21 protein-coding genes and 1 pseudogene are annotated in these 21,095 nt (G+C 58.2%); 14 read left to right on the top strand and 8 right to left on the bottom strand.

Translation table 11 applies throughout. The features are described 5' to 3' along the window. Positions 1 to 9 precede the first annotated feature (9 nt). Entirely contained in the window at positions 10 to 579 is a 570-nt protein-coding gene (locus tag ACR0CG_RS02030; protein WP_480522613.1) for a cobalamin biosynthesis protein CobQ, read from the top strand. Between the two features lie 64 nt (positions 580 to 643). Here ACR0CG_RS02030 and ACR0CG_RS02025 read toward each other — a convergent pair whose 3' ends face one another. Further along, positions 644 to 964: a DUF6280 family protein gene (locus ACR0CG_RS02025; protein WP_037310273.1), complete on the bottom strand. Its 321-nt coding sequence runs from the start codon at positions 962 to 964 to the stop codon at positions 644 to 646. 219 nt (positions 965 to 1,183) lie between these two features. Between ACR0CG_RS02025 and efp the strand changes: the two genes are divergently transcribed. After that, the gene (gene efp, locus ACR0CG_RS02020) at positions 1,184 to 1,747 is read left to right on the top strand and encodes an elongation factor P (RefSeq protein ID WP_170610085.1); all 564 of its coding nucleotides are present in this window, start codon (positions 1,184 to 1,186) and stop codon (positions 1,745 to 1,747) included. Positions 1,748 to 1,804: 57 nt separating this feature from the next. On the opposite strand, the gene ACR0CG_RS02015 is transcribed toward efp, so the two are convergent. Both ACR0CG_RS02015 and ygfZ read right to left on the bottom strand, forming a co-directional pair. Continuing rightward, positions 1,805 to 2,749: an ABC transporter transmembrane domain-containing protein gene (locus ACR0CG_RS02015; protein ID WP_480522611.1), complete on the bottom strand. Its 945-nt coding sequence runs from the start codon at positions 2,747 to 2,749 to the stop codon at positions 1,805 to 1,807. Between the two features lie 106 nt (positions 2,750 to 2,855). Continuing rightward, entirely contained in the window at positions 2,856 to 3,593 is a 738-nt protein-coding gene (gene ygfZ / locus ACR0CG_RS02010; RefSeq protein WP_480522609.1) for a CAF17-like 4Fe-4S cluster assembly/insertion protein YgfZ, read from the bottom strand. A 73-nt stretch (positions 3,594 to 3,666) separates the two neighbouring features. Here ygfZ and ACR0CG_RS02005 point away from each other — a divergent pair, with 73 nt between their 5' ends. Further along, positions 3,667 to 4,341: a TIGR04283 family arsenosugar biosynthesis glycosyltransferase gene (locus tag ACR0CG_RS02005; RefSeq protein ID WP_480522607.1), complete on the top strand. Its 675-nt coding sequence runs from the start codon at positions 3,667 to 3,669 to the stop codon at positions 4,339 to 4,341. 7 nt (positions 4,342 to 4,348) lie between these two features. On the opposite strand, the pseudogene ACR0CG_RS02000 reads toward ACR0CG_RS02005, so the two are convergent. Both ACR0CG_RS02000 and ACR0CG_RS01995 read right to left on the bottom strand, forming a co-directional pair. Further along, positions 4,349 to 5,104 (bottom strand): annotated as a pseudogene (locus ACR0CG_RS02000) (hypothetical protein); the annotation flags it as partial. Positions 5,105 to 5,192: 88 nt separating this feature from the next. Then, entirely contained in the window at positions 5,193 to 6,062 is an 870-nt protein-coding gene (locus tag ACR0CG_RS01995) for a MurR/RpiR family transcriptional regulator (protein WP_480522605.1), read from the bottom strand. A gap of 107 nt (positions 6,063 to 6,169) precedes the next feature. On the opposite strand from ACR0CG_RS01995, the gene ACR0CG_RS01990 reads away from it, so the two are divergent. The 9 genes from ACR0CG_RS01990 (at position 6,170) to ACR0CG_RS01950 (ending at position 15,794) form a co-directional block, all read left to right on the top strand. After that, entirely contained in the window at positions 6,170 to 6,985 is an 816-nt protein-coding gene (locus ACR0CG_RS01990; RefSeq protein ID WP_480522603.1) for an N-formylglutamate amidohydrolase, read from the top strand. Beyond that, on the top strand, positions 6,982 to 7,506 hold the full coding sequence (locus ACR0CG_RS01985; protein ID WP_321252206.1) for a TRAP transporter small permease subunit: 525 nt from the start codon (positions 6,982 to 6,984) through the stop codon (positions 7,504 to 7,506). The genes ACR0CG_RS01990 and ACR0CG_RS01985 overlap by 4 nt, the downstream gene beginning before the upstream one ends. Continuing rightward, on the top strand, positions 7,506 to 8,831 hold the full coding sequence (locus ACR0CG_RS01980; protein WP_170610096.1) for a TRAP transporter large permease: 1,326 nt from the start codon (positions 7,506 to 7,508) through the stop codon (positions 8,829 to 8,831). Before ACR0CG_RS01985 ends, ACR0CG_RS01980 begins: the two co-directional genes overlap by 1 nt. A 57-nt stretch (positions 8,832 to 8,888) precedes the next feature. Further along, positions 8,889 to 9,926 (top strand): TRAP transporter substrate-binding protein, encoded by a 1,038-nt coding sequence (locus ACR0CG_RS01975; RefSeq protein WP_170610097.1) that lies wholly within the window; start codon positions 8,889 to 8,891, stop codon positions 9,924 to 9,926. Positions 9,927 to 9,983: 57 nt separating this feature from the next. Then, positions 9,984 to 11,345: a glutamine synthetase family protein gene (locus ACR0CG_RS01970; RefSeq protein WP_480522600.1), complete on the top strand. Its 1,362-nt coding sequence runs from the start codon at positions 9,984 to 9,986 to the stop codon at positions 11,343 to 11,345. A 99-nt stretch (positions 11,346 to 11,444) separates the two neighbouring features. Continuing rightward, positions 11,445 to 12,827 carry an aldehyde dehydrogenase family protein gene (locus ACR0CG_RS01965; RefSeq protein WP_480522598.1) on the top strand — a complete coding sequence of 461 codons (1,383 nt, stop codon included), beginning with the start codon at positions 11,445 to 11,447 and terminating at the stop codon, positions 12,825 to 12,827. Positions 12,828 to 12,892: 65 nt separating this feature from the next. Further along, entirely contained in the window at positions 12,893 to 14,038 is a 1,146-nt protein-coding gene (locus ACR0CG_RS01960) for an iron-containing alcohol dehydrogenase (protein WP_480522596.1), read from the top strand. A 72-nt stretch (positions 14,039 to 14,110) separates the two neighbouring features. Next, positions 14,111 to 14,950, top strand: a complete 840-nt coding sequence (locus ACR0CG_RS01955) for an EamA family transporter (RefSeq protein WP_480522594.1) — start codon at positions 14,111 to 14,113, stop codon at positions 14,948 to 14,950. Between the two features lie 73 nt (positions 14,951 to 15,023). Further along, entirely contained in the window at positions 15,024 to 15,794 is a 771-nt protein-coding gene (locus tag ACR0CG_RS01950) for an alpha/beta hydrolase (protein WP_480522592.1), read from the top strand. Between the two features lie 16 nt (positions 15,795 to 15,810). Here the strand turns inward: ACR0CG_RS01950 and ACR0CG_RS01945 are convergent, their stop codons facing one another. From ACR0CG_RS01945 to parE, 3 genes are all read right to left on the bottom strand, one after another. After that, complete coding sequence (locus ACR0CG_RS01945) at positions 15,811 to 16,092, bottom strand: hypothetical protein (RefSeq protein ID WP_170676297.1); 282 nt, start codon at positions 16,090 to 16,092, stop codon at positions 15,811 to 15,813. A gap of 254 nt (positions 16,093 to 16,346) precedes the next feature. Then, positions 16,347 to 17,309, bottom strand: coding sequence for an MrcB family domain-containing protein (locus tag ACR0CG_RS01940; RefSeq protein ID WP_480522590.1), 963 nt, complete (start codon positions 17,307 to 17,309; stop codon positions 16,347 to 16,349). An 8-nt stretch (positions 17,310 to 17,317) separates the two neighbouring features. Beyond that, positions 17,318 to 19,276: a DNA topoisomerase IV subunit B gene (parE, locus tag ACR0CG_RS01935; protein ID WP_480522589.1), complete on the bottom strand. Its 1,959-nt coding sequence runs from the start codon at positions 19,274 to 19,276 to the stop codon at positions 17,318 to 17,320. Between the two features lie 171 nt (positions 19,277 to 19,447). Between parE and ACR0CG_RS01930 the strand changes: the two genes are divergently transcribed. After that, the gene (locus tag ACR0CG_RS01930) at positions 19,448 to 20,266 is read left to right on the top strand and encodes a class I SAM-dependent methyltransferase (protein WP_480522587.1); all 819 of its coding nucleotides are present in this window, start codon (positions 19,448 to 19,450) and stop codon (positions 20,264 to 20,266) included. A 128-nt stretch (positions 20,267 to 20,394) separates the two neighbouring features. Next, on the top strand, positions 20,395 to 21,003 hold the full coding sequence (locus ACR0CG_RS01925; protein ID WP_480522586.1) for a carboxymuconolactone decarboxylase family protein: 609 nt from the start codon (positions 20,395 to 20,397) through the stop codon (positions 21,001 to 21,003). Positions 21,004 to 21,095 lie beyond the last annotated feature (92 nt).

Here is a 21,095-nt window from a genome sequence, read left to right as displayed (position 1 = left end):
AAAGCCCGGATGAATACGCCCGCGCATCTTTTGATCGGTGCGGCCGCAGTTGCGCGACCAGCCCGGGGCCGAACCTTATCGGCGGCTTTGCTGGGGTCTCTGCTGCCGGATTTGTCGCTCTATCTTATGGCTGGCGTGTCGCTGTTTGTTCTGGGCATTCCTGAACAGGTGGTTTTCGGCCAGCTCTACTACTCGAAATCATGGCAAACGGTCTTTGCAATCGACAATTCCTTCTTTCTGTGGGCGGCGATGTTGCTGATCGGTATCTGGCGCGGTTGGCGCTTACTGATCGTAGCCACCCTGGCCGCGCTATTGCATGTGACGATGGATTTCCTGCTGCACGCAGGGGATGGTCGCCCGCACCTCTGGCCCCTGACGGACTGGGTGTTTGATAGCCCGGTCAGCTATTGGGACAGCACACATCACGCCCTATGGGTCGCGCCTGTGTCCGTCGCGGTCTGTGCAGGTTCATACCTGCTGTTGTGGCAAAGAGGGTTGTCGGTTTCAGCCAAGCTGTTCTTTGCGGCAATGCTGGCAGCCGAGATCTGGGTCGCGCGCCAGTGGCTTTTGTTCTTCTGAAGCGTTCAAAAGAAAAACGCGCCCGTAGTTGGGGGCGCGTTTTTTCACCGGAAGACGCCGTTGATCAGGCGGCTTCAGCTTGCTGTGCGGCGTTGCGACGCTCGCTTTCTTCACGCGACAGCGCGACCGAAGTGCGCACGCCACGGCCAACGAACTCCATCAGTCCGCTGACGACCCGCTCGTTGGGGTCGATACCCGCGCAGGACAGCACCTCGCGACCATCGCGCGAACGGGCCCAGCGGGCGATTTGTTCCGGGCCGTTGCCGTATTTCTTGTCATCGGCAATGGCATCGTCCAAAGCAGCCAAAACAACGGCTGCAAAAAGTTTGCGAGCACGATTGCCTTGCTCGTTGTTAAAGGCAGTGCCGTCAACGAAATCTCTCATCTCGTCAATCCTTGTTGTTCTTGCTCTTGCATTTTCGGCGTGGCGGCTCTTATGACCTATTAGGTGCGATTCGGATACACTTAAAATGCATAGTTGCGTTGCGTCATGTGCATGGCTTGCTGCAAGTGCAGCACTAGGTGTCGTTGTCTTGTCAGGTGTGGTCACGCCAGATATAGGGACGGGAACTGACGCATCAACCGTTTGTGAAGGATTTATGTAATGCCCAAGATAAATGGGAACGAAATTCGCCCCGGCAATGTGCTTGAGCATAACGACGGGCTTTGGGCCGCGGTCAAAGTTGACCACGTAAAGCCCGGTAAAGGTGGTGCTTTTGCCCAGGTCGAACTGCGTAACCTGCGCAACGGCTCGAAGTTGAACGAACGATTCCGCTCGGCAGACAAGGTCGAACGCGTCCGCCTTGAGCAGAAAGATCAGCAGTTCCTGTACGAATCCGATGGCATGCTGGTGTTCATGGATTCCGAAACCTATGAGCAGATCGAACTGCCTGCCGATCTGCTGGGCGAGCGCCGCCCGTTTCTGCAGGACGGCATGACAATTGTTGTCGAATTCTATGAAAGCGAAGCATTGAACGCCACGCTGCCGCAAAAAGTGACCTGCAAAATTGTCGAGACCGAGCCGGTCGTCAAAGGCCAGACCGCCGCGAATTCGTTCAAGCCGGCCATTCTGGACAACGGTGTCAAGGTCATGGTGCCGCCCTTCATCGGGCAGGACGAAATGATCGTCGTGAACACCGAAACCATGGAATATTCCGAGCGCGCATAACGCGCCCTTTGTTCGAAAAGTGAAAAACCGCGCGGTTCCGTACTGCGCGGTTTTTCTTTACCTACTTCTTTCGATCTGCCGATAGCGCTCCGGGTGTGGGCCGAAAAGCTCGAGCATGAGTTCGTATTTGATGCGGTTTGCGCTGACCTGCCGGTAGAACGCGATCAGGAACGCGGTAGGGCCCTGAATTCGGCCAAGCCCGCTCGTGGCTGCGACGACCGTCCCGACATCCGTTTTGCCGTTCAGCACGAGATAGCCGCCCAGCATCAGCACGCCGACAGTTCCGGCCCCATTGATGACGCTAAGCAGAAACTTGGCGGACAGCTTCCAGAAGAACATTCTGCGCCGGGTTTCATAAATATCATCGAACAAGGCGTCGACCTCTTTCGAGACTGCGTCGATCTCCTCGATGGTCAGCTTGTCGGTTGCGCCTCGCAGGATATGAACTCGCTCGGCGACAAAGACGTTCACCTTACGCTGCGAGATCAGCACGATGATGATTTGCGGGACGATCATCGAAAAGGCGATCATGCCCAGACCCGGTTGGGTCGAAGAGATATAGCCGATCACGCTGATCAGGGTTCCGATTTGAACCACGGGGTCTGAAAACGCGCCGCCGGCGAATTTACCCAGTTCTTCGGCTTCGGCCGAAATGGCGGTGGTCATGGTTCCCTTGCGAACAGCCTCGCCTGACGCCTTTACATCCGAGGCCCGCACCAGCAACCGCTGGCGGATCATGCGGATCATGTCCTCGCCCAGTGTTCCGGCGCGAAACCCCAAAAGCCATTTCAGCGCGAGGCTGAGCAGAATGACGGACATCATTCCCGTGCCCAGATAAATCAGCTTTTCCGTCGTGACATCGTCCGAGGTGAGGTGGTTGATGATATCGCGCTGAAACTCCAGCGGAACGGCTGCCAGACCTGCGATTGCGATGGACAAAACGATTAGGAAGATCTGCCGCCCGGCGCTGGCACGCCAGATCGCTCTGTATAGCTGAAACATTGAAGCATCCGGTTTGCTGAACTCAAACCAGTGTGACAGCGCGGGTGGCCATGTTCAAAGGGCAGGGCAGAGTTCCTGGGCGCAGTCGTGCCGCTTTGGCAACATGTTAAGGGGCCAATGTAACCTTCGCGTCTTCGGCTATCATGTCGTCCCCGGCGCGGTCCAGGCGCAGGTAGGCGATCCCTAGGCCATTGGACTGGGTGAAAAGGGTCCCGGCAGGTTTTCCGCCTGAGGTAATCGGGGTTCCGACCGCCGCAATGCCATCAACGCTCACCCCGCGCAGACCTTTGCGCAGTTCGGTCTTGTGCTTCATGCGGGCGGTGACTTCCTGCCCAACATAGCAGCCTTTCTTGAAATCCACGCCGTTCAGCGCTTCGAACCCGGCTTCAAGGATAAAGGTGTCGGGTGTCAGTTCGACCCCGGTTTCCGGAATGCAGCGCCGCACCCTTATCGCGTCCCAGTCAGTGCCATCATCACTTTCTGCCGCAGATGTGTAAGCACGCCAACCCAGTTCGGTATGGCGCGGGTCGGGCAGGGCGCCTTCGGGTGCAGGCCCGGTTCCGCGTTGAACGTTCAAATCACTGTTTTCGATGGTCACATCGGCGCGCAGTTTGTACATGCCCAGCCGTTTGGCCACCCCGTCCGCCAATTCTTCGGCAACGTCCAGCAAAATGGCATCCCCGTCCCGTTTCAGAAAGAAATCGGCCAGGTATTTGCCCTGCGGCGTCAGCAATGCGGCGTAGACGAGGCCATTGGCCAGCTTGTTGACGTCATTCGTGACCAGCCCCTGCAAAAAGCTGTCAGTGTCCTTACCGGAAAGGCGCAGAATGCGGCGATTGGGCATGGGGTGGTCCTCGTCATTTCCTTGGGCTCCGTGATATAGGAGTTTCCGTGACCATGACCAGAGGTTAACGGACGTGCCCGCGCCAATCAGCATCGTGATCCCGACCCTGAACGCCTCTGGCTCGTTGCCCGGAACCTTGCAATCGCTGATGGAAGGGGTGCAGGTGGGTCTTATCCGCGAGTTAGTGATTACCGATGGAGGGTCAACGGATGAGACGTTGGCCATGGCGGAGGAGGCCGGGGCCAGGATCGTAGAAGGCGCGCCTTCGCGCGGTGGACAATTGCGGCGCGGATGTCAGGCGGCTTCGGCTGAGTGGTTGATGATTTTGCACGCGGATACGGTCCTGCAAAATGGGTGGAGCGACGCGGTGGCCTCACATCTGGAAACCGGAGCACCGGCTGCGTTTCTGCTGCAGTTTCAGGCCCGGGGATTTGCCCCCCGATGGGTCGCCGGCTGGGCCAATCTGCGCAGCCGCCTGTTTGGCTTGCCCTATGGCGATCAGGGGTTGCTGGTGCCGCGCAAAACCTATCTTGCTGCTGGCGGCTACAAGGATCAGCCTTTGATGGAGGATGTCGCGCTGGTCCGGGCGCTGCCGCGCGTGCGCATCCTGCCCGTACGTGCCGTTACGAGCGCGGAGCGCTATGAGCGTCTGGGCTGGCTGCGTCGGGGTGGGCGGAACCTGTGGCTGGTGTTTCGCTATTTTCTGGGGGCCGATCCGGAACAACTGGCACAGCAGTATCGGCGTTGAATGCGGCGCGCAGTTCGACCAGCGATTTGCCCAGCCGGAACGGAGCGGCGAAACTGACCAGGCACAAAGCGACGATCTGCAGAACCAGAATATGCGCGTTGGCCTGCAGGTATTCCCATTCATCCTTCAGCTTGCCGACCTGTTCGATCAGGTCATCATAGCTTTGCGCCAGAATAAGATAGTCCCCGGCGATTGCAGGCACTTTGCGACGCATGTTGTCGATTGCGGTCTGGGTTTTTTCATCCAACGAGGTGAAGACAAGAAACTGGTCGATGTTGAAAGCGTCGGCCGTGGCGGCCATGTCGCGCATTTCGTCCATGTCGTCCTTGGCCCCGGTTCCGAACAGAAAATGCAGACCTTGAAGCGGCGCAACCTCGTTCGTGACGGCAATGAACAGGGGTAGATCGGCATTGCTGGCGGTTGAAGCCGACAGGAACTCGACCTTGTCGCACAAAACTGCTGTATCCGGGTCATAGGCCGGGTCGCAGAACCGCAGCCGGAACCGCGCCGCATCGCGGTCAAAGGCCAGCGTTGCTGCATAGGCCACGTCGATCTGCCGGTCCAGCCGAGAACTGTCCGAGGTATAAAGGCCCGCCAGCACCGCCACCAGCGCGCCGATGCCGCCCAGCACGACCCAGACCAAGTCGGCAAGTTTCCAGGCCCGGTGCCCGGCCGGCTTGCGAAACAAAAATGCCGTTCCGACCGAACCCACCAGAAAGAACAGGATCAGCAGTGGCAGCTGGTTTTCCGTAATGAACGTCATGGGTTCAAAGTGTACGGACTGCCGTCCGGCTGGCAACAGTGTTCACGGGCAGTTGTACCGATTGGGATGGGTCGCCATTCGGCAGATGTTAAGACCCTGAGCTCTGCCCGAATTTCCGAAAGAGTTTCGTGCGGTCGAAGGCCTGTTCCAGCTCGTCGGTCCGCGCTTTCACCGAATCCCACAGACGTTCCTGTACTTCGGCAATGGCGCACTCCATCAAAACCAGAATGGCGGCCATCGAGTCCCACGCTGACGGTACCGAGATGCGTGCGCTGAACGTGTGCTTGGCCAGCCTGTGAATGGGTGAGCGCCATTGATCAGTGAACAGCACAATTTCCGCCTCACGCTCATGGCAGAGCTGCCCGATCAGCAAGGTCGAGTTTTCATACCGCCGGACATCCAGCGCGATCAGGACATCCCCTTTACGCACGTCCAGCAAGTCATGTGTCCACGAGGCGGCAACAGGCAGCATTCTGACATCCGGCCGGATCATTTGCAGGTGCAGGTAGAGATACTGCGCCAGTGTGCCGGTTATTCTTCCTCCGGTTAGGAAAATGCGCCGGTCCGGGTCGCACAGCAACCTGCAGAAACTGTCAAATTCCGCCGGATCCACTTCGTCGATCGTGCGTTTCTGGTTTTCCAGCGTTCGCCCCGAATAGCGATTCAGGATGTGTTCCTCGGGCAGATCGTTCTGCCAGAGATCGCGCTTGGCCTCGGGCCCCGAGATCATCTCTTTAACCTCGTGGCGCAGCGCTGCCTGAAACTGCGGGTAGCCGTCAAACCCGGTTTTCTGCAACATGCGCGCGACTGTCGTGGTGGAAACCCCCGCCGTGCTGGCCAGTTCTGTTATGCTGCCCAAACCGGCCATCGGATAGTCATCCAGCAACACACTGACCAGTTGCCTTTCGGATGGGGTCAGCTTGTCCCGGTGTGTCAGCAGCCTGTCCGTTACCCGCACGGTTGGACCCTCCTGTTTGATGACGTCGACTGTGATGTGAATATTTTTTCACTGCAATCAAGGTTGGAGAAATTTGTACAGGAAAAATATTGACAGGTGAATGTCCGATGTGGAATTTTTTCCACACGCCCAATCTGGGGCGCTTTCTGGAATCACGGGATTGCACATTGGACTACGGACCGGTCGTTCATATCGAAGCGAAAAACGATGCTCCCGCCGTGGTTGTGGTGTGCGAGCATGCGTCGAACCGTGTTCCCGAAGCGCTGGGAGATCTGGGGTTGCCCGCTGCGGCACTGGAAAGCCATATCGCGTGGGATCCAGGGGCGTTGGCGGTAGCCCGGCTGATCGCGGCGGGCATGTCTGCGGTATTGGTTCATGGCGGAGTGTCTCGGCTTGTCTATGATTGCAACCGCCCGCCCGAAGCGATCGGGGCGATGGTGGTGAAAAGCGAAGATATCCGAATCCCCGCCAACGCCGATCTGACCCCGCAGCAGCGGCAGGACAGAATAGACAATGTTTACAGGCCCTTTTGCGCCGGCTTATCCAATCAGATTCAATCGCATCGCAACACATTGCGGCTGATGGTGACGGTCCACAGTTTCACGCCGGTCTATCACGGCAAGCCCCGATCGGTAGAGCTGGGGTTGTTGCATGGCGAAGATGACCGGTTTGCGCAGGCCATGATGGCGTCTGCACCTGTTGATCTGAAGTTTGAAACCCGCCTGAACGAGCCATACTCGGCCGCGGACGGCGTAGCGCATACGCTGGATGCGCAGGCGAGGCCCAATGGGCTTTTGAATGTGATGATCGAGATCCGGAATGATCTGATCCGAACGGAAGATCAGCAAAAGGCGATGGCGGCGTGTCTTGTGCCATGGATCAGCCGCACGTTGAACGATTTCGGGGAAAGGACGGAAATGTGATCCGGGCGATGGAGATATATGTGCGGGTCATCGACGCGGTCAATCACAGGGTTGGCCGCGTGATGATGTGGGGGTTGTTCGCCATGATGGCGATCCTGCTGTGGTCTTCAATCTCGAAAACCTTTTTTGTTCCGTCGCTGTGGACCCTGGAAATGGCGCAGTTCGCGATGGTTGCCTACTACATGCTTGGCGGGCCGTACTCGATCCAGATGGGGTCGAATGTGCGGATGGATCTGCTGTACGGAGAATGGTCCCATCGGCGCAAGGCGTGGACTGACGCGTTTACCGTCATGTTCCTTATTGTCTATCTGATCATCCTGTTGTGGGGCGGCTGGGACAGCCTGATGTACTCGTTCCAATACGGAGGAGAGCGCAGCGCAACCATCTGGCGGCCGTATCTGTGGCCGGTCAAACTGATCATGGTTGTCGGCATCTTCCTGATGCTTTTGCAGGCCATTTCCGAGTTCTTCAAAGACATCCTGCGCCTTTGCGGCCACGACATCCCCCGAGAGGTAATCTGATGTCCTACGAGATGATTGCCTTGCTGATGTTCGCATCAATGATGTTGATGCTGCTGACAGGTCAGCGGGTGTTTGGCGCGATCGGCTTTGTCGCTGTGGTGTCTGCCTTGTTCCTGTGGGGGGACCGGGGCGGTTATGATCTTGGGTTCGCGGCTGCGATCAAGGTTATGAAGTGGTATCCGCTGCTGACACTGCCGATGTTCATCTTCATGGGATACATCCTGTCCGAAAGCCGGATCGCGGATGATCTGTACAAGATGTTCCATGTCTGGATGGGCGGACTGTCGGGCGGGCTGGCGGTCGGAACCATCGGGCTGATGGTGCTGATTTCGGCGATGAACGGGCTGTCCGTTGCGGGCATGGCCATCGGGGCCACGATTGCTCTGCCGGAACTGCTGCGGCGGAACTACGACAAACGCATGGTCACCGGGGTGATCCAGGCAGGGTCATCATTAGGAATTCTGGTGCCGCCATCTGTGGTTCTGGTTCTCTATGCCATGATCGCACGTCAGCCGGTTGGTCAGCTTTGGCTGGCCGGGGTTCTTCCCGGCCTGATGATGGCCGCCATGTTCATCATCTATATCATCATCCGGTGCCGGATCACCCCGTCGCTGGGCCCGGTTCTGCCAGCCGAAGAACGCGATATCCCACTGAGAGAGAAGCTGCGCCTTCTGCAGGCCGGATTACTGCCGGTCGGGATTTTCATGGTGATGATGGTCCCCTTCGTGAACGGCTGGACTTCGCTGGTTGAATCTTCGGCCATTGGTGCGATCACGGCGCTGCTGGCAGCAGCGCTGAAAGGGCGCCTGACCCGCGAAGTGTTTGAAAACTCGATGCGGCATACGCTGGGAATATCCTGCATGTTCATGTGGATCATTCTGGCGGCGTTGGCGTTTGGTGCCGTGTTCGACGGGCTGGGTGCGGTCAAGGCCATCGAAAGCCTGTTCACCGAAAAGCTGGGGCTATCCCCTTGGATGATCCTTGTCCTGATGCAGCTCAGCTTTATCCTGATGGGCACGTTCCTGGACGACACCGCGATGCTGGTGATCGTGGCCCCGCTATATGTGCCGCTGGTCGGAGAGCTGGGCTTTGACCTGATCTGGTACGGCGTTCTCTACACCATCACCACGCAGATCGCGTATATGACGCCGCCGTTTGGCTATAACCTGTTCCTGATGCGGGCGATGGCCCCGCCGGAAATTACGCTGCGCGACATCTATGGCTCGATCATTCCTTTTGTTCTGGTGATGGCCTGCGCCTTGGCAACGATCATCATCTTCCCCGAAATCGCGCTTTGGCTGCCGAATTATGTCTATGGAAAATAAGCCAGAAGACCCCGCAAAGGGGCGAAACTCAGTTCGACTAAACAGAGGAGAAGGATAATGACAACAAGACGCAGATTTCTAAGGTCGGCGGGGCTGGCCGGGGCGGCCACTCTGGCAAGCCCTGCAATCGTCAAAGCACAGTCGGCTATCAAGTGGCGGTTCCAGACCTACGCCGGCAGCGCATTGGGCGAGCACGTGACCAAGCCTGCCATCGACTACATCAACGCCAACGCAAATGGCGAACTTGAGATCGAGCTGTATTTTGCCGATCAGATCGTTCCCACCGGCGAACTGTTCCAGGCGCTGCAGCGCGGTACCATCGACGGGGTGCATTCGGACGACGACTCGATGGCGTCGCCGACCCCGCTGCGCCAGTTCGGCGGCTACTTCCCCTTTGCGACGAAACATATCCTTGATGTGCCCGTGCTGTTCAATCAGTACGGTCTGGCCGATATCTGGCGGTCAGAATACGAAAAGGTCGGTGTGGCGTGGTTGTCTGCTGCGGGTCAGGACCCGTGCAACTTCAACACCAAGAAGGAAATCAAGACGCTCGGCGATCTGGACGGGCTGAAGCTGTACACCTTCCCGACGGCGGGTCGCTTCCTGGCCAAGTTTGGCGTCGTGCCGGTGAACATTCCTTACGAGGATGCCGAAGTGGCGGTTCAGACCGGAGAGCTGGACGGTATGGCATGGTCGGGCATCACCGAAGATTACACCGTGGGCTGGGCCGATGTGACCGACTACTTCCTGACCAACAACATCTCGGGTGCCTGGATCGGTTCGTGGTTCGCAAATCAGGAACGCTGGGCCGAACTGCCCGATCACCTGAAATCGGTTGTCATGGCCGGGATCGAGGCGGGCCACACCTATCGCAACCAGTGGTACTGGGGTGGCGAAGCGGCGTTGCGTGCCAACGGCGACAAGCTGGAACTGCGGCAAGTTCCGGCCTCGGAATGGAAAGAGGTTGAAAACGCAGCTATCGAATTCTGGGATGAGGTCGCGCAGGAAGGCGAGATTCACCAGAAGATTGTTGGCATCTTCCGCGAGTACAACTCGGTCATCAACCAGGCCGGTGCTCCCTATACCTTCGATTGATACCAAACTCGGGGGCACCGCGTTTGGTGCCCCCGTCAGCAGCTAGAGGTTTGTTTCATGACCGCAACTTTGACATTCGAAACCCTGAAATCCCAGGTCGCATCCGGTGACATTGATACAGTCTTGGTTTGTTTTGTTGACATGCAGGGCCGTTTGATGGGGAAGCGGTTTCATGGGGGTCATTTTGTTGCGGGTGCGTGGGAAGAGACGCATTGCTGCAACTATCTGCTGGCGACGGACCTCGAGATGGGGACGCCGGACGGGTATGCCTCGACCAGCTGGGAGCGGGGATACGGCGACTACGTCATGAAGCCGGATCTGGACACGCTGCGGCCGGTGCCGTGGCTTGAGGGGACGGTGATGGTGATGTGTGATGTGCTGGATCATCACACGCATGAAGAGGTGCCGCATGCGCCGCGTTCGATCCTGAAGAAGCAGGTGAACCGCCTGAAGGCGATGGGCTATGAGGCGATGTGCGCCACCGAGCTGGAGTTTTTCCTGTTCGAAAAGAGCTTTGATGCGATCCGCAAGGAGGGGTTCCGCGATCTGCAACCGATCTCGGGCTATAACGAGGATTATCACATCCTGCAGACCACCAAGGAAGAGCATGTGATGCGACCGATCCGCAACCATCTGTGGAATGCGGGCATTCCGGTCGAAAACTCGAAGGGTGAGGCCGAGACCGGGCAGGAAGAGCTGAACATCAAATACGCTCCGGCGATGGATACGGCGGAATATCACTCGATTGCCAAAAACGCGGTGAAAGAGATCGCCTGGCAGCATGGCCATGCGGCGACGTTCCTGCCGAAATGGCATCACGACAAGGTGGGCAGTTCGTCCCACGTGCACCAGTCGCTTTGGGCCGATGGCAAGCCCGCGTTTTATGACGCGGAAGATGAGCTGGGCGTGTCGGCGCTGATGAAAAGCTATATGGCGGGCCTGCTGAAATACGCCGCCGATTACACGTACTTCATGGCGCCTTACATCAACAGCTACAAGCGGTTCATGAAGGGCACCTTTGCGCCGACGCGGATCATCTGGTCGGTGGACAACCGCACCGCCGGGTTCCGCCTGTGCGGGGATGGCACCAAGGCGGTTCGGGTCGAGTGCCGGATCCCTGGGTCGGACATGAACCCCTATCTGGCGATGGCCGGAATGTTGGCGGCCGGGATTGCGGGTATCGAAGAGGGGCTGGAGCTACAACCGCCTGCAAGGGGCGATGTCTATCAGGGCGACACGGGCATGATCCCCGGCACTTTGAAGGATGCGCGCAACGCGCTGCATGGCTCGGCGATGTTGCGCGGGGCTATGGGGGATGATGTGGTGGATCACTATACCCGCGCGGCCGAGGTCGAGATTGAGGAATTCGAGCGCGTGGTGACGGATTGGGAAGTGGCCCGGGGCTTCGAGCGGGCGTAGGCTAGGGGAGAGCGGGCGCTGCGCGCCCGGGTGCCTTCGGCGAGAGTATTTGGAAAAAGATGAAGCAGGGCGCGCCCTGCGAACAGTCAAGAGGTTGGGATGGCCCAGACACTGAAGTGTATCTCTCCGGTCGATGGATCGGTTTTTGCCGAGCGGGAAGTGCTGTCGCGCGAAGCTGCGTTTGAGCTGGCCGCAAAGGCCCGCGCGGCGCAGGCGGGCTGGGCGGCGCGGCCGTTGCAGGAGCGGATTGATCTTGTAATGGCGGGCGTGGCCGCCGTTGGCGCGATGAACGACGAGATCGTGCCGGAATTGGCCCATATGATGGGTCGCCCGGTGCGCTATGGCGGTGAGTTCGGCGGCTTCAATGAGCGCGCCAGTTACATGGCCGAGATTGCCGCAACCTCTCTGGCCGATATCGCGGTGGGCGAGGATGAGACGTTCAGGCGCTATATCAAGCGCATCCCGCACGGGGTCGTGTTTGTGGTGGCGCCGTGGAACTACCCCTACATGACCGCAATCAACACGGTGGCACCGGCGCTGATCGCGGGCAACACTGTGATCCTGAAACATGCCACGCAGACCCTGCTGGTGGGGGAGCGTATGGCGCAGGCCTTCCATTCGGCAGGTGTGCCCGAGGATGTGTTCCAGAATGTTTTTCTGAGCCATGACGTGACCAATGATCTGATCGCAGGCAAGGCGTTCGACTTCGTGAACTTCACCGGCTCGGTCGGGGGCGGTCAGGCGATGGAATGCGCGGCGGCAGGGACATTCACCGGTGTCGGCACGGAACTGGGCGGCAAGGATCCGGGCTATGTCATGGAGGATGCCGATCTGGACGGGGCAGTTGATACGCTGATCGACGGGGCGATGTTCAATTCGGGCCAGTGCTGCTGCGGGATTGAGCGGATCTATGTGCACGAAAGCCTGTATGATGACTTCGTCGCCAAGGCTGTTGAGATCGTGAAGGGGTATAAGCTAGGCAACCCATTGGATACCGGGACGACAATTGGTCCGATGGCGAATGTGCGCTTTGCCGACGAGGTGCGAGCGCAGATTGCCGAGGCGGTTGCGGCTGGAGCGGTGGCGCATATCGACACTTTCCCCGAGGATGATGGCGGCGCCTATCTGACACCCCAGATTCTTACAGGCGTCACCCATGACATGCGCGCGATGCGGGACGAAAGCTTTGGCCCCGTCGTTGGCATCATGAAAGTGTCCTCGGACGAAGAAGCCATCGCGCTGATGAATGACAGCGAATTTGGCCTGACCGCGTCGCTCTGGACCCGCGATGTGGACCGCGCCGCGCGGGTCGGCGACCGGATCGAGACCGGCACCGTGTTCATGAACCGGGCCGACTACCTGGACCCGGGCCTGTGCTGGACCGGCTGCAAGAATACCGGTCGTGGCGGCGGACTGTCCGTGATCGGTTATCACAACCTGACCCGTCCAAAGTCGTATCACCTAAAAAAAGTGACTGGCTGAGGATACCCGCCCGTCCCGTTCTCCCCCTCTGCGGGACGGGCCCGAACACTGAGAGAAAATAGGACATGAGCCTTCAAGGAAACTGGTCTTATCCGACCGCGATCAAATTCGGCGCAGGCCGAATCCGGGAACTGCCCGAGGCCTGCGCGGCCGCCGGGATGAAACGCCCGCTGCTGGTCACCGACAAGGGGCTGGCCGATCTGCCGATCACCAAGGCAACGCTGGATATCATGGAGGCCGCCGGTCTGGGGCGCGGCCTGTTCAGCGACGTGGACCCGAACCCGAATGAGAAGAACCTTGAGGCCGGTGTCGCGGCCTATAACGCGGGTGGCCATGACGGGGTGATCGCGTTTGGCGGCGGCTCGGGTCTGGATCTGGGCAAGATGGTGGCCTTCATGGCGGGTCAGATGCGGCCAGTCTGGGATTTTGAAGACATTGGCGACTGGTGGACCCGCGCCGACGCAGATGCCATCGCGCCGATCATCGCCGTGCCGACGACCGCGGGCACCGGATCGGAGGTGGGTCGCGCCAGCGTCATCACCAACTCCGAAACCCATGCCAAGAAGATCATCTTTCACCCGAAAGTGCTGCCAACGGTCGTGCTCTGTGACCCGGAGCTGACCGTGGGCATGCCCAGGTTCATCACCGCAGGCACCGGGCTGGATGCCTTTGCCCATTGTGTCGAGGCCTATTCCAGCCCACACTACCATCCGATGAGCCAGGGCATCGCTTTGGAAGGGATGCGCCTGGTCAAGGATTACCTGCCGCGCGCCTATGCCGACGGCACCGATATCGAGGCCCGCGCCCAGATGATGAGCGCCGCCGCCATGGGCGCCACCGCCTTCCAGAAGGGCCTGGGCGCGATCCACGCCATGAGCCATCCCGTCGGCGCGCACTTCAACACCCATCACGGGACCACCAACGCGGTCTGCATGCCCGCCGTGCTGGACTTCAACGCCCCCGCCATCGCCGACCGGTTCGCGCAGGCCGCGGCCTATCTGGGCATCGATGGCGGCTTTGACGGCTTCCGCGCCTTTGTTCAGGACTTCAACGACAGCCTCGGCATCCCGCGCAAGCTCTCCGAACTGGGCGTCACCGAAGCCGCTATCCCGGACCTCGTCCAGGGCGCCCTCATCGACCCCTCCTGCGGCGGAAACCCGGTCGAACTCACAAAAGAGAACCTTACAAACCTCTTTAACACCGCGTTGTGATCCACCTCTCTTTGTGACAATAGGACACCGGCCCGTTTTGCGGGCCGGTTTTGTTTCACGAAAGGTTCGGACGTGACCCCGTTTGTCATCGCCATCACTTTGGCGGCTGCAATGCTGCATGCAGTTTGGAACGCAATAGTCAAATCTGCGGCCGACCGAACCACGACCATGGGCTTGGTGGCTCTTGGACAGGCTATTCCCGGAGCGATCATGGTTGCTGCACTGCCCATGCCCAGCGCCGAGAGCTTCCCCTACATCCTGATCTCGACCTTCGTGCATTTCGGGTACTATTTCATGCTGGGCAAGGCGTATCAGCACGGTGACCTGAGCGTCGTCTATCCCATCGCCCGCGGGATCGTACCGGCGCTGGTGTCCCTGTGGGCGATGCTGTTGGCGGGCGAAATGCTGCCCCTGCAGGCTTGGGCCGGGATTGCTTTGATCGCGGTTGGTATCCAGCTCAGCAACTGGAGGGCATTACGTTCGGGGCTCGGGCGCTCGACCCTGTTGTTCGCGATAGGCACAGGGGTGTGTATCTCGATCTATTCGGTGTTCGACGGGATCGGGGTGCGCTTGTCGGGAAACACGCTCAGCTACTGGGCCTGGGGGGCTTTTCTGCACTTGTTTATTGCCGGATTCGTCGGCATCCGCAGGCGAAAGAAACTGGCGGATTATCCTATGAACGTGTGGGTTGTTGGCCTGTTGGGTGGCCTGGTGTCGATGGCGGCCTACGGGTTGGTGCTTTACGCCAAGAACTTTGCCCCACTGGGCGCGGTTTCGGCGCTGCGCGAAACCTCGGTTATCTTCGCGGCGTTGATCGGGTTCATTTTCCTGAAAGAAGGCAACTGGATGCGGCGGCTGGGGGCCGCGGTTCTGATGGCCGTTGGCGTGGCGCTGATCGGGCTGGCCGTTTAATCCCCCCAAGACCATCTTGCTGAGTGCGCCCCTGATCTCTCATATTGAGTCGGAGTGATGAGGGAGCGTTTTCATGACCAAAGAGATTGTTCTGATCCACGGGGCCTTTGCCGGGCCGTGGTGCATGCAGGATTACGCGGGTTTCTTCCGCGACAGGGGCTGGACCGTCCACACACCCGCATTGCGACATCACGGCGGAGATCCGAAGGCCGAGCCTGATCAGGGCCTGACCGATACCAGCGTGATGGATTATGCGGACGACATCGCGGAATTTGTGAAAGGACTGGACAGCAAGCCGGTTCTCCTTGGCCATGCGATTGCGGGCGTGGTGGCCCAGCAGGTGGCCTCGCGCGGGTTGGCAAGCGCCATCGTCCTTATCAACCCGAACGCAGCGTGGGGCACCTTGCCCGAAACCGACGACGAACGGGCCATCCCCCGCGCGCTGATGGAGGGCGGGGCGTTCTGGAAGCAACCCATGCGAGTCGAGTTCGACCTGATGGCGCCCTTCGCGCTGAACAAGATGCCCGAGGCGCAACAACACGCGGTGTTTGACCAGTTGGGCGCCGAAAGTGGCCGGGTGATGTTCGAGATGTTCTTCTGGATGTTCGACGACCACCACGCGATGAAGGTCGACATCGACAAGGTCGACTGCCCCGTGCTGATCGTTTCAGGCACCGAGGATCGGGCGGTGAACCCTGACACCTGCCGCGCTTTGGCGGAATTGTACGGAGACCGCGCGACCTTAATGCCCGCAAAGGATCACGCGCATTTCTTGTTCATGGAACCCGGCTGGGAGAAACCCGCCGGGCAGATTGCCGATTGGTTGGATGGAAAGGTGGGCTAGCAGGCCCGCCATTTCATCACCGGCTGGTCTGAAAGCTGCTTTGTGGCCGCCAGCTCATCGTGCCATCATCCCGTTTGACACAGCGGAGCAGATGTTCCTCTCGCGATGTTGAGGTAGTGGTGACGGTGTTGTCGCCCGAGATCACCACGAAGGAATCCAGTGAATAGGCCATGCCCTGATAGTAGCAGAACCGTAACTCTGCCCCGACCGGAATCGGTGACGCGGTGAGCAGAGCCTGCTGCGCGTTTGCCTGGCTGGCCAGCACGGCAAAGGCCAGCCCGAGGGTTAGTGTTTTCATGTCGTCCTCCCGTTCGGAAAATTGTTCGTGGTCAAATTGGGTTTTGGACGCTCGGAACCTCAAATGTCGTTCTTTGGTGACGGATTGAGGGGAAGTGTGAACGGGATCAGCGGGTTAGGCAAGCGATGTGTTTGGAGGGTGGCTGTTGTCACGCGTCAACTATGAATTTTGGCCAGCATAAACCACTCCATTTAAATGGGTCAATTCAGTTACATGAAACCTAGTGTCGTTAGCCAGTTGTAAGGCGGACGTATCTACTTCTTGATCGTATATTCAAATCGAATTGAGTTTATCAGCAGATTTACATCCGAAGCGTCCGTTTGCTTGTGGATCATTCGATGGCACGTTGGACAAAGAACCAAGAAATCATCTGGTATTCTATATCTACGGCTTTCACCTTCAGCCAAGCCGCTAATTGGCTTCGCGTGATGTACGTCTATCGGAGTGTTCTGTAGTGGACCGTCAAAGCCAAAGTGTATTTTAGGATCCATACCGCATGCTTCGCAAACAGTACCCCTCGCTTGAAGGACGGTCTTCCTAATATTCGGCGTCCGTTCTATGCGACGTGATAGAAAGTACTTGCGGGTTTCTGTTATGTCTGTTGTTCCCGCTTCTTCCATCATGGTGTCTGTGGGAGTAGTACCACCGCGATCTACAAGTGCATTATAGGCAGACAGCATTGTATCTAAGTCTTTGTAGAACTGATCGGAATCGATTTGAGCTGCTGAATAGGTGCGCCCAAACGAATGGCCAGATTCATACCCAAGCGGTAGGGACTCTGTGGAGCCTAAATCAATTGGTTCCACAGAGAACAGCTTGGCAAATTCTGGAACCCTTTCCGCCAAGCCAATTGCTCTTCGGCGCAGAACTTGACGACCTTTGCGTTCGCCAAACTCGTTGTATATTTCCGTCGTCCCTTGGTTCATCGACAGCACAATTTCTTCTGATTGTGCGTTAATCAGGTAAACTACGTAAAAACCTCTTGTGGCGCTCTCAGTAACTAATGGGTCAAAAAAAGCCAACCAAGGTACAGCTGCCCAGTTGCCTGCACCAACGCTAGATTTGACCTTTAACGCGTAGGGTAGAAATATTAACTGTTTCTTGGCTTCTATTGATACGTCGTGTCGAACAAAATTCCCAAAATCGCTGCCGGCAAAAGATTTGGCTCGTTCAAAAACGAACTCCCTCGCCATTCTGGCGAGCATTTGGTGAAGCATTATTTCTCCTAGACATCCAACTCCTCCACAAACCGCGCGTTTTCCTGAATGTACTGGAACCGCAGTTCGGGTTTTTTACCCATCAGACGCTCGACCAGGTCGCCGGTCTCGCCGGGTTCGTCCTCGTCGATCGTAACGCGGATCAGTTTGCGCGATGCCGGGTCCATCGTGGTCTCTTTCAGGTCCTTGGCGTCCATTTCGCCCAGACCTTTGAAGCGTGAGACGTCGATCTTGCCTTTGCCGCCCAGACCTTTCTCAAGCCACTCATCCCGCTCGGCCTCGTCCAGACAATAGACGCGCTTGGGGCCTTGGGTCAGGCGGTAGAGGGGCGGGCAGGCCAGATACAGGTGGCCCGCGTCGATCATCGGGCGCATCTGGGTGAAGAAGAACGTCATCAGCAGCGAGGCGATATGCGCCCCGTCCACATCCGCGTCGGTCATGATGATGACCTTGTCATAGCGCAGGTCGTCCACGTTGAACTTGGTGCCAAGGCCGACACCCAGAGCCTGCGTCAGGTCGTTGATTTCGGCATTGGTGCCCAGTTTCGAACTGGCGGCGCCCAGCACGTTCAGGATCTTGCCGCGCAGGGGCAGCAGGGCCTGTGTCTTGCGGTCGCGTCCCATTTTGGCGGAGCCGCCCGCCGAGTCGCCCTCGACGATGAATAATTCCGTGCCGTCGCGTGTTGAACTACTACAGTCCACCAGCTTACCGGGAAGACGAAGTTTCTTAGTGGCGGACTTGCGTTGTGTTTCCTTCTCGGCCCGTCGGCGCAGACGTTCCTCGGCCCTCAGGATGAGGAAGTCGAGGATCGCCCCGGCGGATTTCGTATCAGCGGCCAGCCAGTTGTCGAAATGGTCGCGGACCGAGTTTTCGACCAGCCGTTGTGCCTCGACCGTGGCCAGCCGGTCCTTGGTCTGGCCGACGAATTCCGGTTCGCTGATGAAACACGACACCAGCGCACAGCCACCGGTGATCAGATCGTCACGGGTGATCTGACCGGCCTTTTTGTTGTTAATCAGTTCCCCGTAGGCCTTGATCCCCTTGAGGACCGCGGCCCAGAACCCGGCCACATGGGTGCCGCCTTCGGGCGTGGGAACGGTGTTACAGTAGGATTGGATGAAACCGTCGCGCGAGGGCGTCCAGTTGATCGCCCATTCGACCTTGCCGGGGGCGCCGAATTTCTCGTTAAAGTCCACGGTGCCGGCAAAGGGTTGCTCGGCATAGGTGGACGAACCGTTCATCGTCTCTTTCAGATAGTCCGACAGACCGCCGGGGAAGTGAAAGGACGCCTCGGTCGGGGTTTCACCATCATCGATGGCGGATTTCCAGCGGATTTCGACGCCCGAGAACAGGTAGGCCTTGGATCGGATGGACTTGAACAGCCTCGCCGGTTTGAACCGGTGATGGCCGAATATTTCCTCATCCGGGTGGAAGGTGACGGTGGTGCCGCGCCGGTTGGGGGCCGCACCGATTTTCTCGACAGGGCCCAGCGGGATACCGCGCGAGAACCGCTGTTCGAACAGCGTCTTATCGCGCGCGACCTGCACGACCATCGAATCCGACAAAGCGTTGACAACGGACGCACCCACGCCATGCAGACCGCCCGAGGTCTGGTAGGCCTTGCCCGAGAACTTACCGCCCGCGTGCAGGGTACAAAGAATGACCTCCAGCGCCGATTTATCCGGGAACTTTGGGTGCGGATCGATCGGTATACCGCGCCCATTGTCGCGCACGGTCAAAGCGTAATCCGAGTGCAGTTCGACCTCGATCCGGTTGGCGTGGCCCGCAACGGCCTCGTCCATCGAGTTGTCGAGGATTTCGGCAACCATGTGGTGCAAAGCGCGTTCGTCCGTGCCGCCGATATACATGCCGGGGCGTTTGCGGACCGGTTCCAGCCCTTCAAGCACCTCAATCGAGGAGGCGTCATAGGCGGCGGTGGCGCTGGGCGTCAACAGATCGTCGGGCATGGGTGCTGCTCTTGTTTTTGGGTTTGCTCCATTATGGCAGGTGATGTGTGCGGGGGGAAGAGGGGCGCGAGGTGTTGTGGATAGATGTGCTGGCGGCTGAGTTTTCGCCTGATCGACGGTAATTTGCTAGTCTGGGTTCGAGCAACGGCCTTATTGCAAAGGAGTGGGTTGATGAACACGAGCGCGTCCGGTTTTGTTGGAGAGATTCCTGAGCATTACGACAAGGGGCTAGGGCCCAATATTTTTGTCGACTATGCAGACCGGCTTGTCGACGAATGCTGTGCAGAGGCCGTGGCAAATGTGATCGAACTAGCGGCTGGCACCGGAATTGTCAGTGGCAAGCTGCGCGACAGATTACCGAAGGACGCCAGTTTGCTGGTGACGGATCTGAACGGGCCGATGCTGGAGGTGGCAAAAAAGAAACTCGAAGAGGGCGATAATCTCCGGTTCTCAGTCGCGGATGCAATGGATCTACCATTTGAGGAAGCCCGTTTCGATCTTATGGTTTGCCAGTTTGGAGTGATGTTCTTTCCCGACAAAGTTGCCTCGTTCCGCGAGGCAGCCCGAGTTATCAAGCCTGGCGGCCGTTACGTTTTCAACGTGTGGAGCGCAATGTCCGAGAACCCGTTTTCGCAGATGGCTCACGAAGTGGCCCGACAGTTTTTTCCGGATGATCCGCCCGGGTTTTATAAGGTTCCCTTTCACTACGGTGATCCACAGTTGGTCAAGGCGGACCTTGCCGAGGCAGGATGGGGTGACATCAGGTACGAGACCATTCGACTGAACAAACACATTGAGGCACCCGAGACATTTGCGAAAGCTCTGGTTTTCGGGAATCCATTGATTGATGAAATCAGATCCCGAGGCGGAGTTTCTTCGGATGACGTTGCCTGGGAAATGGCGTCTGCTCTGCACCGCACTTTTGGCCCAACCGAAATGACGATGCCGTTGTCGGCTACGACATTTGTTTGCCGCAAGACCCAAGCGTGACAGATCTGGACTTTTCTTAGTCTGCTGTTTTCTGGACTTTTGTTCCGCCTTTTCCTTTGGCATCAATATCCCGACAGAGCGCTGAGGGTTCACGGCCAAGGGCGTTTGGCCCATAGAGAGGATTGCGAATGAGCTGGATCAAAACCATTCCGTTTGACGAGGCGAAAGGTAAGTTGCGAAAGCTGTATGAGCGAGTGACCGGCCCGGACAACAACGTGGACAACATCATGATGGCGCACAGCCTGCGCCCGAATTCGATGGAAGGCCACATGGCGATCTACAAGAACGTGCTGCACCATTCAGGCAACCAGATTCCCAAATGGTTTCTCGAAGTCCTGGGTGTCTGGGTCAGCTCGCTGAATCGGTGCGGCTATTGTGTCGAACATCACTTCAAAGGGTTGCAGAGGTTGCTGGGTGACACTGAGCGAGGTGATGCCATACGCGCAGCGATTGAGGCGCGACAGCCGGAAACGGCGCCACTGGATGCGGCACAGGTGGCGGCGATGGGATATGCCCGCAAGCTGACCGAAGCGCCGGCCGAACTGACCGAGGCCGATGTGATCGCTTTGCGAGATGCGGGGTGGGACGACGGAGAGATCCTCGAGATCAATCAGGTCTGTTCCTATTTTTCCTATGCCAACCGGACAGTTTTGGGATTGGGGTGTTCGACCAAGGGGGATGTTTTGGGATTGTCGCCAAACAACTCCGACAATCCCGACGATTGGGGCCATCGGTAAGGGCGCAAGCGAGCGTGGGCAGGCTGTTGCGCCTGTCAGAGTTTGATGCCGATCAAAGCGAATTTTATGAGTTTCTGCTAGGCGTTCCGGGA

The sequence above is a fragment of the Ruegeria sp. AB8 genome, from assembly GCF_056542605.1.
Note: the sequence above shows the minus strand (reverse complement) of the source record. Positions and strands in the feature narration are given on the sequence as shown.

Bases quoted from the DNA above. Each gene is read 5' to 3' on its own strand.
- ACR0CG_RS01960 (WP_480522596.1), top strand. From the start codon at position 12,893: ATGAGCCTTCAAGGAAACTGGTCTTATCCGACCGCGATCAAATTCGGC.
- ACR0CG_RS01980 (WP_170610096.1), top strand. From the start codon at position 7,506: ATGTCCTACGAGATGATTGCCTTGCTGATGTTCGCATCAATGATGTTG.
- ACR0CG_RS01990 (WP_480522603.1), top strand. From the start codon at position 6,170: ATGTGGAATTTTTTCCACACGCCCAATCTGGGGCGCTTTCTGGAATCA.
- ACR0CG_RS02025 (WP_037310273.1), bottom strand. From the start codon at position 964: ATGAGAGATTTCGTTGACGGCACTGCCTTTAACAACGAGCAAGGCAAT.
- ACR0CG_RS02030 (WP_480522613.1), top strand. From the start codon at position 10: ATGAATACGCCCGCGCATCTTTTGATCGGTGCGGCCGCAGTTGCGCGA.
- ACR0CG_RS01950 (WP_480522592.1), top strand. From the start codon at position 15,024: ATGACCAAAGAGATTGTTCTGATCCACGGGGCCTTTGCCGGGCCGTGG.
- ACR0CG_RS01940 (WP_480522590.1), bottom strand. From the start codon at position 17,309: ATGCTTCACCAAATGCTCGCCAGAATGGCGAGGGAGTTCGTTTTTGAA.
- ACR0CG_RS02015 (WP_480522611.1), bottom strand. From the start codon at position 2,749: ATGTTTCAGCTATACAGAGCGATCTGGCGTGCCAGCGCCGGGCGGCAG.
- parE (WP_480522589.1), bottom strand. From the start codon at position 19,276: ATGCCCGACGATCTGTTGACGCCCAGCGCCACCGCCGCCTATGACGCC.
- ACR0CG_RS01965 (WP_480522598.1), top strand. From the start codon at position 11,445: ATGGCCCAGACACTGAAGTGTATCTCTCCGGTCGATGGATCGGTTTTT.
- ACR0CG_RS01930 (WP_480522587.1), top strand. From the start codon at position 19,448: ATGAACACGAGCGCGTCCGGTTTTGTTGGAGAGATTCCTGAGCATTAC.
- efp (WP_170610085.1), top strand. From the start codon at position 1,184: ATGCCCAAGATAAATGGGAACGAAATTCGCCCCGGCAATGTGCTTGAG.
- ACR0CG_RS01975 (WP_170610097.1), top strand. From the start codon at position 8,889: ATGACAACAAGACGCAGATTTCTAAGGTCGGCGGGGCTGGCCGGGGCG.
- ygfZ (WP_480522609.1), bottom strand. From the start codon at position 3,593: ATGCCCAATCGCCGCATTCTGCGCCTTTCCGGTAAGGACACTGACAGC.
- ACR0CG_RS01970 (WP_480522600.1), top strand. From the start codon at position 9,984: ATGACCGCAACTTTGACATTCGAAACCCTGAAATCCCAGGTCGCATCC.
- ACR0CG_RS01945 (WP_170676297.1), bottom strand. From the start codon at position 16,092: ATGAAAACACTAACCCTCGGGCTGGCCTTTGCCGTGCTGGCCAGCCAG.
- ACR0CG_RS01925 (WP_480522586.1), top strand. From the start codon at position 20,395: ATGAGCTGGATCAAAACCATTCCGTTTGACGAGGCGAAAGGTAAGTTG.